The organism is Enterobacter cloacae complex sp. I1M, from assembly GCF_014982425.1.
Classification (GTDB): Bacteria; Pseudomonadota; Gammaproteobacteria; order Enterobacterales; family Enterobacteriaceae; genus Enterobacter; species Enterobacter intestinihominis.
Genome location: NZ_JADCLG010000012.1, coordinates 82,427 through 96,106 on the forward strand (window position 1 = coordinate 82,427; position 13,680 = coordinate 96,106).

The 13,680-nt window shown below is 57.4% G+C and carries 13 protein-coding genes; 7 read left to right on the plus strand and 6 right to left on the minus strand.

Going from position 1 to position 13,680, the window contains the following annotated elements:
* Positions 1-4: 4 nt before the first annotated feature.
* The 6 genes from fabY to INF86_RS07775 all read right to left on the minus strand — a co-directional run bounded on the left by fabY (position 5) and on the right by INF86_RS07775 (position 4,749).
* Positions 5-946 (minus strand): fatty acid biosynthesis protein FabY, encoded by a 942-nt coding sequence (fabY, locus tag INF86_RS07750; protein WP_022649838.1) that lies wholly within the window; start codon positions 944-946, stop codon positions 5-7.
* A 44-nt stretch (positions 947-990) separates the two neighbouring features.
* Entirely contained in the window at positions 991-1,428 is a 438-nt protein-coding gene (dtd, locus tag INF86_RS07755; RefSeq protein WP_193543400.1) for a D-aminoacyl-tRNA deacylase, read from the minus strand.
* On the minus strand, positions 1,425-2,306 hold the full coding sequence (locus INF86_RS07760) for a virulence factor BrkB family protein (RefSeq protein ID WP_023298923.1): 882 nt from the start codon (positions 2,304-2,306) through the stop codon (positions 1,425-1,427). The genes dtd and INF86_RS07760 overlap by 4 nt, the downstream gene beginning before the upstream one ends.
* Positions 2,300-2,899, minus strand: a complete 600-nt coding sequence (gene yihX, locus INF86_RS07765) for a glucose-1-phosphatase (protein WP_023305109.1) — start codon at positions 2,897-2,899, stop codon at positions 2,300-2,302. Before yihX ends, INF86_RS07760 begins: the two co-directional genes overlap by 7 nt.
* A 118-nt stretch (positions 2,900-3,017) precedes the next feature.
* On the minus strand, positions 3,018-3,818 hold the full coding sequence (locus tag INF86_RS07770) for a DeoR/GlpR family DNA-binding transcription regulator (protein WP_022649842.1): 801 nt from the start codon (positions 3,816-3,818) through the stop codon (positions 3,018-3,020).
* Between the two features lie 34 nt (positions 3,819-3,852).
* Positions 3,853-4,749: a sugar kinase gene (locus tag INF86_RS07775; RefSeq protein ID WP_063163772.1), complete on the minus strand. Its 897-nt coding sequence runs from the start codon at positions 4,747-4,749 to the stop codon at positions 3,853-3,855.
* Positions 4,750-4,904: 155 nt separating this feature from the next.
* Between INF86_RS07775 and yihU the strand changes: the two genes are divergently transcribed.
* From yihU to ompL, 7 genes are all read left to right on the plus strand, one after another.
* On the plus strand, positions 4,905-5,795 hold the full coding sequence (gene yihU / locus INF86_RS07780) for a sulfolactaldehyde 3-reductase (RefSeq protein WP_022649844.1): 891 nt from the start codon (positions 4,905-4,907) through the stop codon (positions 5,793-5,795).
* Positions 5,796-5,812: 17 nt separating this feature from the next.
* Complete coding sequence (gene yihT / locus INF86_RS07785; RefSeq protein WP_048966002.1) at positions 5,813-6,688, plus strand: sulfofructosephosphate aldolase; 876 nt, start codon at positions 5,813-5,815, stop codon at positions 6,686-6,688.
* Between the two features lie 14 nt (positions 6,689-6,702).
* Complete coding sequence (yihS, locus tag INF86_RS07790) at positions 6,703-7,944, plus strand: sulfoquinovose isomerase (protein ID WP_126490448.1); 1,242 nt, start codon at positions 6,703-6,705, stop codon at positions 7,942-7,944.
* A 16-nt stretch (positions 7,945-7,960) separates the two neighbouring features.
* Positions 7,961-9,985 (plus strand): alpha-glucosidase, encoded by a 2,025-nt coding sequence (locus INF86_RS07795; protein WP_193543401.1) that lies wholly within the window; start codon positions 7,961-7,963, stop codon positions 9,983-9,985.
* A gap of 45 nt (positions 9,986-10,030) precedes the next feature.
* Positions 10,031-11,413, plus strand: coding sequence for an MFS transporter (locus INF86_RS07800; protein ID WP_022649848.1), 1,383 nt, complete (start codon positions 10,031-10,033; stop codon positions 11,411-11,413).
* A gap of 43 nt (positions 11,414-11,456) precedes the next feature.
* Positions 11,457-12,881, plus strand: a complete 1,425-nt coding sequence (locus INF86_RS07805) for an MFS transporter (RefSeq protein ID WP_193543402.1) — start codon at positions 11,457-11,459, stop codon at positions 12,879-12,881.
* A gap of 74 nt (positions 12,882-12,955) precedes the next feature.
* The gene (ompL, locus tag INF86_RS07810) at positions 12,956-13,642 is read left to right on the plus strand and encodes a porin OmpL (protein WP_032626918.1); all 687 of its coding nucleotides are present in this window, start codon (positions 12,956-12,958) and stop codon (positions 13,640-13,642) included.
* The last annotated feature ends 38 nt before the right edge of the window (positions 13,643-13,680 follow it).

Below are 13,680 nucleotides of genomic sequence, written 5' to 3' on the forward strand. Positions count from 1 at the left end.
GAGACTACTCCTCCTCGTTCCCGCCCTCTTCATACGCGCCATACGGCTTCGCAGGCAGAACGATATAGGTGCCTTCAAACACCGCGCCCGGCGTTTCATCGCCGAACAGCTCAACCTGCATTTGTACGCGTGCTTTACGCCCACGCGCCAGACGGTCGAGATCGCCGCCCAGTGCGCCCAGGTCAGCTACCGCGCTCGGCTTGCCGCTGATCGGCGCGCTGTAGCGGATATGGGCATCGGCCAGAATAATGGTGCCGCCGAGATGACGTTCGCGCAGCATCAGCCAGATCAGTCCCCAGCCGGTGAGCGTGGCGAGTGAAAACAGGCTACCGGCAAACAGGGTATGGTGTGGGTTCTGGTTGCCGGTTTCCGGCATGGTGGTAATAAATTTTTGCCCGGTATATTGCTGAATACGCACGCCCATTTTTTCACTGAGCGGAATGTGCTGATACCACGCCTGCTGGAGCTGCCCGCACCAGTCGGCACGATGGAGAATATCGTCCAGGGTGGCGATGGGTTTGATCATCAAAAAGTGACGAATCGGCGTAGTTTGCGGGGCGGTGATTTCCCCCTGATTCACGAAACCAAGCTTGGCAAAGAACTCAACGGCATCTTCACGGGCGCTACAGGTGACGCGCTTGACCCCTTCCTGACGGGCGACGGATTCCAGCGTCATGGCCATCAGCGTTCCAAGGCCTTTGTCCTGCACGGAGGGGTGAACGGCCATAAAGCGGATTGAAGCTTCGTTGTCGGCATTGATATACAGACGCCCCACGGCAACGAGGTTGCCCTCTTCATCAACCACCATCTGGTGGTGCGCCATCGCGTCCCAGGCGTCGCGTTCAGACCCTTTCGGTTGATGCAGTGGCTTGCGCAGCATTTCCCAGCGGAAATGGTAATAAACCTCTAACTCTTCTTCCGTTTGCGGTACTCGAAGGTGATACATAGCTGTACTCTCTCTTGTTACCCGCGGCCAGGCCGCCAGTTGGCTCATACCTGGAGCCAGAATGTGACGGGGCCATCGTTCACCAGCGAAACCTGCATATCCGCAGCGAATCGTCCGGTTTGTGTATTCATGTCCTGTTGGCGACAGCGCTCAACAAAGTACTCGTAAAGGGCTTCTGCGCGATCCGGTGCCGCGCCCTTCGAAAAACTCGGCCGCATGCCGCGTTCGGTATCCGCAGTCAGCGTAAACTGGGACACCACCAGCACGCTGCCGCCCGCCTGCTGAACGTTCAGGTTCATCTTGCCTTCCGCATCGCTGAAAATGCGGTAGCCCAGCACGCGCTCACACAAGCGGTTGGCTTTTTGTTCGTCGTCATCCTTTTCGACACCCAGGAGCACCAAAAGTCCTGGGCCGATTTCACCCGTCACCTCATCCGCCACGGTGACGCTGGCACGGGTTACGCGCTGAATCAATGCAATCATGGTTGGTCTGCTTCTTGTTGTTTTTCAGCTTCTGCTGCTTTTTTAAGTTCGCGGTAGACCCCGAGAGTGACAGTTATTTCGGCGCCAAGCAAGACGATGCACCACGTCCAGTAGACCCAGACAAACAAAATGGGGATCACCGCCAGTACGCCGTAAATCAGCTGATAAGAGGGGAACATGGTGATATAAAGCGCGAATCCTTTCTTGCCCAACTCAAAGAGCAACGCCGCGACCAGCGCACCCACCACGGCATCCCGGTTGGGTACGCGCGTAGTTGGCACCACGCTATAAAGCAGCCAGAACGAAAGCCACGATAAAATCAGCGGGAAGATGCGCAGCACGTTATCGATCACGCTGTTTAAATCGCTCGCCCAGCGCAGCGAAAGAAGGTAGGAGCTGATCGCCAGGCTCGCCCCCGCCAGCAAGGGGCCGAGGGTTAAAATCATCCAGTAGACGGCAAAGGAATAGACCTTTGGGCGGACTTTTTTGCTCCGCCAGATGGTGTTGAGCGCACTGTCGATGGAGTACATCAGCAGCAGCGCGGTAACAATAAGCCCACACGCCCCCACCGCCGTCATCTTGCTGGAGTTAGCGACAAACTGTTCAATGTAGTTCTGGATCACATCGCCGGTGGCAGGAATAAAGTTTGCGAAAACAAAATGGCGAAGCTGCATGCTCACATCGGCAAACATCGGAAACGCCGAAAAAAGCGCAAAAATCACCGCCACCAGCGGAACCAGCGAGAGCAAGGACACGTAAGCGAGATTGCCCGCCAGCGTGGTCATGTTGTCCTCATCAATGCGATGCCAGAGGAGTTTCAGCCACGCCCTCAGCGGGCGCGTGTGGTGATTGGCTTTTTGATGAACGGTTTTTAGCATAACTGCTTCGCAAAGTAGTTCGGTATCGTCTCTTTTCCGGTCACCAGAATGGAGGTGATACCTAACTGATTAGCCCCTTCTATATTATCGACGTTGTCGTCAAAAAAGACCGCATCCGCTGCCGTGAATCCTTCTTCCTGCAATACCGCCTGATAGATGCGCGCCTCAGGTTTACGCATCCCCATCTCCTGGGAGAGATACACTTTATCTGCCGCCGCGTGAATTTCCGGGTATTCATCCGGCCAGAAGGTGGTATGCAGACGGTTGGTATTAGACAGCACGACAACGCGATGCCCCTGCTCGCGCAGCTTGTGCATGATGTCGATCACTTCGGGGCGGATCGCGACAAATATAGCCTGCCAACCGTGGGAAAATTGCTCGTAGCTTAACGAGAGACCCATTTCCTGACAGAAACGCTCTGCGAACGCTTCGTCGCTGATCTCACCGCGCTCGTGCAAATGGAAAGTCTCACCCATCGCGAAATTCTGCTTTAACGTCGCCAGCGGAACACGGCTAAAATCGCTCCATGCGCCCAGCACCCGGTTAAAATCGATATCGACGATTACATTTCCTAAGTCAAAGATATAAAGCATGTTTATCTCCTTTCGCCGTGGAAAAGTAACTGTAGCGGGAAAGAGAAAGTTTAGCTATGCGCCAGATTCAGCTTAGAGAAAGGAAAGGCCCGAATCGCAATATCGGGCCATAAGACGATCAGCCAGCCTGCTGCTCTTCTCCGGAATTCACTTCGACAACCTCAACCTTGCTGGATTTTAGGTGACTTTGCAGCGCCGGGCCGGGCAGCTCATCGGTGAACAGCGCCGTCACCTGCGCCACGTTGCCAATTTCAACCGCCGCGGAGGCGTGGTATTTCGTATGATCGGCCGCCAGTAAAATGTGACGGGAGTGGGCAATCATGGTTTTCACCACGCTGGCTTCGTTAACGTCAAATTCCATCATCGCGCCGTCGTGCTCTATCGCCCCCACGCTGGTCACGAGGTAGTCCGCCCGGAAGCCAGACACAAACGCCGTTGCCGCAGGCCCGATAATGCCGCCGTTATGCGGGCGCAGCGTACCGCCAGGTACCATCACCTCAAAACGCGGGTTCTTATAAAGAATGTGCGCCACCCGCAGGCTGTTGGTGATGATGCGCAGATGATTATGATTAAGCAGTGCCCGGGCAACGTGCTCCACGGTCGTCCCGATAGTGATAAAGATGGTCGAGCCATCCGGGATATAGTCCGCAATCGCTTCGGCAATCGCCCGTTTCTCTTCGGTAAGCGAAACTTCACGCTGTTCGAACGCCGTATTGACCACGCTGGATGCCCTGCCCGCACCGCCGTGATGACGGGTGATCAGCCCCTGCTCGCTAAGCTTACGGATATCCCGGCGCACGGTTTGCGTCGACACATCCAGCAGCTGCGCCAGTTCATCAATGTTCATATAGCCGCGATCGGCAATCAGCGTCAGCAGCTGATCGTGACGCGGGTTGCCGGTCAGTTCGGTAAGGCTCATGGGCTGTCCTCTGAAAACCATCACGCCCCGCATTTTATACAAAAAGTGACAAAAAAGAGCGGGTTTGATCACAGTCGGGTATACCCGCGCGCCCGCCGGGCTTTGTGCATTTCAGTGCTGCGACGGCGCTGGCAAAACGCACGGCGTCTGCGGCGGGCAATTTCTGCCCCAGGCTGACCGCCAGCGCACCGTGGAACACGTCGCCCGCGCCGGTGGTATCAATGACCTTCACTTCAAATCCAGGCTGATGACATCGCGCGCCGTTTTCCAGCCAGAAACAGCCGTCTCGCCCCTGCGTGACATACACATGTCCATTTGTGAGCATTTGTGCTTTTTTTAATGCGTCTTCTGTTTCATCCAACTGCGTTAAACGCCGCAGCCCAGGCGCAGAGAAGGCCGCGTGATCGCTTAAGGCGATCAGCTCCGCGATATCCTGCGGGGTAACATCCGCATCCAGCAACGTCGGAACGCCCTGCTGACGGGCCAGGGTAAATGCCTGTTTTGCCCCGTCATGCCAGCGCACGTCGGCTAAGACAATGTCCCACTGAGAGAAGTCGATTTCATGCAGCCAGCCTGCCTCGGCGGGCAGATCGGGGCTGGGGTAGTTAGCAATCACTCTTTCCCCACCTGCATCCACCAGCACCGCCGATTGCGACGATCGGGCCCCCTTAACTACGCGCATATAGCGAGTGTTCACCCCCAGGGATTCCAGCTCCGCAAGCAACCGTCTGCCGGTATCGTCGTCCCCCACCCGACCAATAAAATCCACTTCCGCGCCCAGCTTCGCGGCTGCCACTGCCGCCGTTGCCGCCGGGCCGCCGCCCACTTCCGTGTAGTCTTTTGCGACATATTTCCCACCTTCTTTTGGTAAATCATCGAGATACCAGATGCGATCCAGCACGGTAATGCCGACACAAACGATGCGAGTCATGGTGATTCCTTCTGCGATTTCTGATGCCTTCATTTTAATTTCACCAAATGTTTAAAAAGTGACCCGTGTCAATTTTTTGACTATAAATTACAAATACGATCAAAAACAGACACCACAAACGCGCAAAAATTGACACGATGTGACAGGAGAGAGGCATGTCAGCAATCGCATTTATCGGTTTAGGACAGATGGGCGCGCCCATGGCGAAGAATCTGTTGAAACAGGGCCACCAGCTTAACGTTTTTGATGTGAACCCGCAGGCGGTTCAGGCGCTGGTAGAGAGCGGCGCCCGGGCGGCGGCAACGCCCGCACAGGCAGCAACGGATGCCGAATTCGTGATCACTATGCTGCCAAACGGCGACCTGGTGCGCAGCGTGCTGTTCGGCGAGCACGGCGTGTGCGAAGGGTTGTCCCGCGACGCGCTGGTCATTGATATGTCCACCATTCACCCGCTGCAAACCGACGCGCTGATCCGCGACATGGCTGAGCAAGGCTTCAGCCTGATGGACGTGCCCGTCGGGCGCACCTCTGATCATGCCATCGCCGGTACGCTACTCCTGCTGGCAGGCGGCACGGCAGAGCAGGTTGAGCGCGCCACCCCCGTCTTAATGGCGATGGGTAATGAACTGATTAACGCCGGCGGGCCGGGAATGGGCATCCGCGTGAAGCTCATCAATAACTACATGAGCATCGCCCTGAACGCCCTTTCCGCCGAGGCCGCCGTACTGTGCGAAGCGCTTGGCCTCTCCTTTGACGTGGCGCTCAAGGTGATGAGCGGCACACCTGCGGGCAAAGGCCACTTCACCACGTCATGGCCGAACAAGGTGCTGAAAGGGGATCTTTCACCCGCCTTCATGATCGACCTTGCGCATAAGGATCTGGGGATCGCCCTCGACGTGGCCAACCAGCTGCATGTCCCAATGCCGCTGGGCGCGGCTTCCCGCGAAGTTTACAACCAGGCACGCGCCGCCGGGCGCGGGCGCGAAGACTGGACAGCCATTCTTGAACAGGTTCGCGCATCTGCCGGGCTGAAAAAATCACACTGATACGAAAGGACTGAGGAATGACGATGTACACCCTGAAAGATATCACCCGACCTTCCGGCGGTTTTGCGATGCTGGCCGTGGATCAGCGCGAAGCGATGCGCCTGATGTTTGCGGCGGCAGGCGCGCCGGTACCGGTAATCGACCAGCACCTGACGGATTTTAAAGTCAACGCGGCAAAAATTCTGTCGCCGTACGCCTCTGCCATTCTCGTCGACCAGCAGTTCTGCTATCGCCAGATTGTCGAGCAGCGGGCCGTGGCCAAAAGCTGCGCGATGATTGTGGCAGCCGACGAGTTTATTCCGGGGAACGGTATTCCGGTCGACAGCGTGGTGATCGACAAGAGCATTGACGCGCAGGCGGTCAAACGCGACGGCGGCAAGGCGCTGAAGCTGCTGGTGCTGTGGCGCAGCGATGAAGATCCGCAGCAGCGCCTGGAGATGGTGAAAGCGTTCAATACGCTGTGCCACGATAACGGTCTGTTGAGCATTATCGAGCCGGTTGTGCGTCCACCGCGCCGCGGCGCCGCGTTTGACCGCGAGCAGTCGATTATCGATGCGGCCAAAGAGCTGGGCGACAGCGGTGCCGACCTCTACAAAGTGGAAATGCCGCTGTTTGGTAAGGGCACGCAGCAGGAGCTGCTGGCGGCCTCGCAGAAGCTGAACGAGAACATCGCCATGCCGTGGGTGATCCTCTCCTCCGGCGTGGACGATAAGTTATTCCCGCGCGCGGTGAGCGTGGCGATGCAGGCGGGGGCATCGGGCTTTTTAGCCGGTCGCGCCGTCTGGTCCTCTGTGATTGGCCTGCCGGACACCGAGCTGATGCTGCGTGATATTTCCGTACCAAAACTTCAGCGTCTGGGTGAGATCGTCGACGAAATGATGGCTCGCCGTTAAGAAAGGATCCGAACATGAAATGGTTTAATACCCTGAGCCATAACCGCTGGCTCGAACAAGAGACCGACCGCATTCTTGATTTCGGTAAAAACGCCGCCGTACCGACCGGCTTTGGCTGGCTGGGCAATAACGGGCAGGTGCGTAGCGATATGGGCACCCATCTGTGGATCACCGCCCGCATGCTGCACGTTTACGCGGTGGCGGCGAACATGGGACGTCCTGGTGCGTACGCCCTGGTTGAGCACGGCATTAATGCCCTGAACGGTCCGCTGCGCGACAAGCAGCACGGTGGCTGGTACGCCTGCGTAAACGATGAAGGCGTGATTGATGCGTCCAAGCAGGGCTATCAGCATTTCTTCGTCCTGCTGGGCGCGGCGAGCGCCGTCACCACCGGCCATCCGCAGGCACGCAAGTTGCTGGACGACGCCATCGAGGTGATTGAGCGCTACTTCTGGAGCGAACAGGAGCAGATGTGCCTGGAGTCCTGGGATGAAGCCTTCAGCAAAACGGAAGATTACCGCGGCGGTAACGCCAACATGCACGCCGTGGAAGCCTTCCTGATCGTTTATGACGTGACCCACAACCGTAAATGGCTCGACCGCGCCCTGCGCATCGCCTCGGTGATTATTCACGACGTGGCGCGCAAAGGGGAGTACCGCGTTAACGAGCATTTCGACACCAACTGGAACCCGATCCGCGACTACAACATCGATAACCCCGCCCACCGCTTCCGCGCCTACGGCGGCACGCCGGGGCACTGGATTGAGTGGGGTCGCCTGATGCTGCACCTGCGCGCCGCCCTGGAAGCGCGCTTTGAAACCCCGCCGGAATGGCTGCTGGAAGATGCGAAAGGCCTGTTCCACGCCACCATCCGCGACGCCTGGGCACCCGACGGCGCCGACGGGTTTGTCTATTCCGTGGGCTGGGACGGCAAGCCAATCGTCCGCGAACGCGTGCGCTGGCCAATCGTCGAGGCGATGGGCACGGCCTATGCCCTCTATACCGTCACCGGCGAAGCGCAGTACGAAGCCTGGTATCAGAAGTGGTGGGATTACTGCATCAAATACCTGATGGATTACGAGAACGGATCCTGGTGGCAGGAGCTGGACACCAACAACGAAGTGACCACCAAAGTCTGGGACGGCAAGCAGGATATTTACCACCTGCTGCACTGCCTGGTGATCCCCCGCCTGCCGCTGGCGCCGGGCTTAGCGCCTGCCGTAGCCGCCGGATTACTGGATAGCCTGGCCAAATAATAAAGACGGAGTTTTTATGCGTACCCTACACAATATTGACCTGAAAAATAACGAAAGTGGTTTTACCCTGCGCTGGCAGGACCGTCTGATTTTATCCCACTCTGCGGATGCCCCTTGCCTGTGGATCGGCGCAGGTGAGGCGGATATCGAGATGTTTCGCGGCAACTTCAGCATCAAAGACAAGCTCAACGAAAAGATTGCCCTGACGAACGCGACCGTTACGCAGCAAAGCGCGGGCTGGGCAATCCGCTTTACCCGCGGCGACGCGGTGAGCGCGACACTGCTGGTGGGCGTAGATGCTGAAGGCCGTCTGGAGCTGAAGCTGAAAAATGACGCCGCCAGCCATAACCGCATCTGGCTGCGGCTGGCAGCTCAGCCTGACGATCATATTTACGGCTGCGGCGAGCAGTTCTCGTATTTCGATCTGCGCGGCAAGCCGTTTCCGCTGTGGACCAGCGAGCAGGGCGTGGGCCGCAATAAGCAGACCTACGTCACCTGGCAGGCCGACTGCAAAGAGAACGCGGGCGGCGATTACTACTGGACCTTCTTCCCGCAGCCTACCTTCGTGAGCACCCAGAAGTACTACTGCCACGTGGATAACAGCTGTTATATGAACTTCGACTTCAGCGCGCCGGACTTCCACGAGCTGGCGTTCTGGGAAGATAACGCCACGCTGCGCTTCGAATGCGCAGAAACCTACGTCGATCTGCTGGAAAAACTGACCGGCCTGCTGGGGCGTCAGCCTGAACTGCCGGACTGGGTTTACGACGGCGTGACGCTGGGTATTCAGGGTGGCACCGAGGTGTGTCAGCAGAAGCTCGACGCCATGCGCGAGGGCGGCGTGAAGGTGAACGGCATCTGGGCGCAGGACTGGTCCGGCATCCGGATGACCTCCTTCGGCAAACGCGTGATGTGGAACTGGAAGTGGAACAGCGCGCTCTATCCGCAGCTTGATGAGCGGATTGCGCAGTGGAAACAGGAAGGCGTGCAGTTCCTCTCCTATATCAACCCGTACGTCGCCAGCGATAAAGATCTCTGCGAAGAGGCGGCGAAACGCGGCTATCTGACCAAAAACGCCAACGGCGAGGATTACCACGTTGAGTTCGGCGAGTTCTACGCAGGCGTTATCGACCTGACCAACCCGGCAGCCTACGGCTGGTACAAAGAGGTCATCAAAAAGAACCTGATCGAACTGGGCTGCGGCGGCTGGATGGCCGATTTCGGGGAATATCTGCCGACCGATACCTTCCTGCACAACGGCGTTAGCGCGGAGATCATGCATAACGCCTGGCCTGCCCTGTGGGCGAAATGTAACTACGAAGCACTGGAGGAGACCGGCAAGCTCGGGGAGATCCTGTTCTTCATGCGCGCGGGCTACACCGGCAGCCAGAAGCACTCGGTGATGATGTGGGCGGGGGATCAGAACGTCGACTGGAGCCTGGACGACGGTCTGGCGTCCGTCGTACCGGCGGCGCTGTCTCTGGCGATGACCGGGCACGGGCTGCACCACAGCGACATTGGCGGCTATACGACGCTGTTCGAGATGAAGCGCAGCAAAGAGCTACTGCTGCGCTGGTGCGACTTCAGCGCCTTTACGCCGATGATGCGTACCCACGAGGGCAATCGCCCTGGCGACAACTGGCAGTTCGACAGCGACGCCGAAACCATCGCGCACTTCGCGCGCATGACCACCGTGTTCACCACTCTGAAGCCGTACATCAAAGCTGCGGTTGCGCAGAACGCGAAAAGCGGCCTGCCGGTGATGCGTCCGCTGTTTCTGCACTACGAGGACGACGCGCGCGCCTACACGCTGAAATACCAGTACCTGTTTGGCCGCGATCTGCTGGTGGCGCCGGTTCATGAAGAGGGACGCCGCGACTGGTCGCTCTATCTGCCGCAGGACAGCTGGGTCAATGCGTGGACGGGGGAAACCTGCCAGGGCGGTGACGTGACCGTTGATGCCCCGCTCGGCAAACCGCCGGTCTTCTATCGCCAGCAAAGCGAATGGGCAGATCTGTTTAGCACCTTACGTCATATCTGATAAGGCTCGCCCGCGGGGAAACCTGCGGGCAGACGGAGAACAATAATGAGTCAACATACTTCTGACCCGGCAACCCTGCGCCTGCCGTTTAAAGAAAAACTCGCCTACGGGATGGGCGATCTCGGCTCTAACATCCTGCTGGATATCGGCACGCTGTATCTGCTGAAGTTCTACACCGACGTGCTGGGACTGCCCGGTACCTACGGGGGGATTATCTTCCTGATTGCGAAGTTTTTTACCGCCTTCACCGATATGGGCACCGGGATCATGCTCGATTCCCGGCGCAAGATTGGCCCGAAAGGGAAATTCCGCCCGTTCGTGCTGTATGCAGCCTTCCCTGTGACGCTGCTGGCGATTGCCAACTTCGTCGGCACACCGTTTGAGATGACCGGCAAAACGGTGATGGCAACGGTGTTGTTCATGCTGTACGGCCTGTTCTTCAGCATGATGAACTGCTCTTACGGCGCGATGGTGCCCGCCATTACCAAAAACCCGGACGAGCGAGCCTCGCTGGCGGCCTGGCGTCAGGGCGGCGCCACGCTCGGCCTGCTGCTCTGTACCGTGGGCTTTGTCCCGGTGATGAACCTCATTGAGGGCAATGACCAGCTTGGCTACATCTTTGCCGCCACCCTCTTCTCGCTGTTCGGGTTGTTCTTTATGTGGTGGTGCTATAAAGGCGTAACCGAGCGTTACGTTGAGACGCAACCTGCTAACCCGGCGCAGAAACCGGGGCTGTTGCAGTCGTTTCGCGCCATCGCCGGGAACCGTCCGCTGTTTATCCTGTGCATCGCTAACCTGTGCACGCTGGGTGCCTTTAACGTCAAACTCGCCATTCAGGTCTACTACACGCAGTACGTGCTGAACGACCCGATCCTGCTGTCGTACATGGGCTTCTTCAGCATGGGCTGTATTTTTATCGGCGTCTTTATGATGCCCGGCGCGGTGCGGCGCTTTGGTAAGAAAAAGGTCTATATCAGCGGGCTGGCAATTTGGGTGGCAGGCGATCTGCTTAACTACTTCTTCGGCGGCGGCTCGGTAAGCTTTGTGGCGTTCTCCTGTCTGGCGTTCTTCGGTTCCGCGTTCGTGAACAGCCTGAACTGGGCGCTGGTCTCCGATACCGTGGAGTACGGCGAGTGGCGCACCGGCGTACGCTCCGAGGGGACGGTCTATACCGGCTTTACCTTCTTCCGCAAGGTATCGCAGGCGCTGGCGGGCTTCTTCCCGGGGATCATGCTTACGCAGATTGGCTATGTGCCCAACGTGGTGCAATCCGCCGGCACGGTTGAAGGGCTGCGGCAGCTGATATTTATCTACCCGAGCCTGCTGGCGGTCATCACCATCGTGGCGATGGGCTGCTTCTACAACCTCAACGAGAAGATGTATGTGCGCATCGTGGAAGAAATTGAGCTGCGCAAACGTACGGCATAAATGACGTGATTGAGCGCCCTGCGGGGCGCTTTGAGGATCGACCATGACACACAATACTGATCCGTTAACCCTGAAATTGAGCCTGCGAGAGAAGTGCGCCTACGGGATGGGCGATTTTGGCTCGAACCTGATGCTGTGTATTGGCACGCTGTATCTGCTGAAGTTTTACACGGACGAGCTGGGCATGCCCGCGTTCTACGGCGGCATCATTTTTCTGGTCGCCAAGTTCTTTACCGCGTTTACCGACATGCTGACCGGGGTGCTGCTGGACTCCCGGCGTAATATCGGCGCGCGGGGGAAATTCCGGCCATTCATTCTCTACGCCTCCGTCCCGGTGGCGCTGGTGGCCACGGCGCAGTTTATGGCCAACGACTTTAGCCTGACGGTGAAAACGGCCCTCGCCACCGTGCTCTTCATGATGTTTGGCCTCTGCTACAGCCTGATGAACTGCGCCTACGGTGCAATGGTTCCGGCCATCACCAAAAACCCGAACGAGCGCGCGCAGCTTGCGGCGTGGCGTCAGGGCGGCGCAACGGTAGGACTGTTGCTCTGCACCGTCGGCTTTATGCCGATTCAGGCGCTGTTCGTCAGCCAGCCCTCACTCGGCTATCTGGTGGCCGCGCTGGTGTTCGTCACCGGGGGGCTGTTCTGCATGTGGTGGTGCTACAGCGGGGTGAAAGAGCGCTACGTCGAGCTTACGCCCGATCACCATAAGCCCGGCATTCTGAAATCATTGTGCGCAATTTTCCGCAATCCGCCGCTGCTGGTGCTGTGCATCGCCAACCTCTGTACCCTCGCCGCGTTTAACATCAAGCTGGCGATTCAGGTCTACTACACCCAGTACGTGCTGAACGATCTGCATCTCCTGTCGTGGATGGGCTTTTTCAGCATGGGCTGCATTCTGATTGGCGTGTTTCTGGTGCCCGGTGCGGTAAAGCGCTTTGGCAAGAAACCGGTCTATCTGGGCGGGCTGGCGCTGTGGGCGGTGGGCGACGTGCTGAATTTCTTCTGGGGGACCAGCTCCCTGCTGTTCGTGCTCTTTTCCTGCATGGCCTTCTTTGGCACGGCGTTTGTGAACAGCCTGAACTGGGCGCTGGTGCCGGATACGGTTGATTACGGCGAGTGGAAAACCGGGATTCGCGCCGAAGGGTCGGTGTATACCGGCTATACCTTCTCGCGCAAAATCTCCGCTGCGCTCGCCGGTTTTCTGCCCGGCATCATGCTGACCCAGATTGGCTACGTTCCCCATGCCGTGCAGAGCGCGGGCACGCTGCTGGGTTTGCGTCAGCTGATTTTCCTCTGGCCGTGCGGCCTGGCGATCGTTGCTGCCGTGACCATGGGGCTGTTTTATAAACTCAACGAAGCGCGCTTCGCCTTTATTATCGAGGAGATTGGAAAACGGAAAAAACAGACAGCAAATACCCCTGAGATAACCACCAACAATAAAGCGTCAGCAGTCACTTTATAACTATAAATCCGGCCAATATGTCCTTCCTGTTAATCAGGAGGGAGGCCTTTCTGTACCTGATACATGGACAAATTATGAATAGAATCATCACCGTACTGATCGTGTCGTCTGTGTCCTGCCCGGTTTTTGCCGGGGCCTATGTCGAAACGCGCGAAGCGTACAATACGGCCTCTGAGCTGCACGAGGTGATCCTGCGTGCGGGCTATAACTTCGATATGGGCGCGGGGCTGATGTTCACCAACGCTTATAACGTGGGGAAATGGGACGAACTGAAGCACAGCTATAACGAAATCGAGGGTTGGTATCCGCTCTTCAAACCGACCGACAAACTCACCTTCCAGCCCGGCGGCTTGATCAATGACAGCAGCGCAGGATCGGGTGGAGCACTCTATTTAGATACTAACTATAAATTTACGGACTGGTTCAATCTGACGTTCCGCTATCGCTATAACCATAACAATTACGATACGCCGGACTATAACGGGCAGATGGATAAAAACGACACGCACGAATTCGCCAACTACTGGAATTTCAAAGTGACGGATGCGTTTTTCTACACCTTTGAGCCGCATTTTTTCCAGCGGGTGAATGATTACCACAGCAAAAATGGCAAAGATCATCACTGGGAAATTACCAACAAGTTCAGCTATAAGATCGACAGAAACTGGCTGCCGTACCTCGAACTACAGTGGCTGGACCGATGGAATGATTACAACCGCGAGCAGTACCGGATTCGGTTAGGGTTACGTTATTCGTTCTAATAAAAAAGCCGCTGATCGCTCAGCGGCTTTTCGTTGCC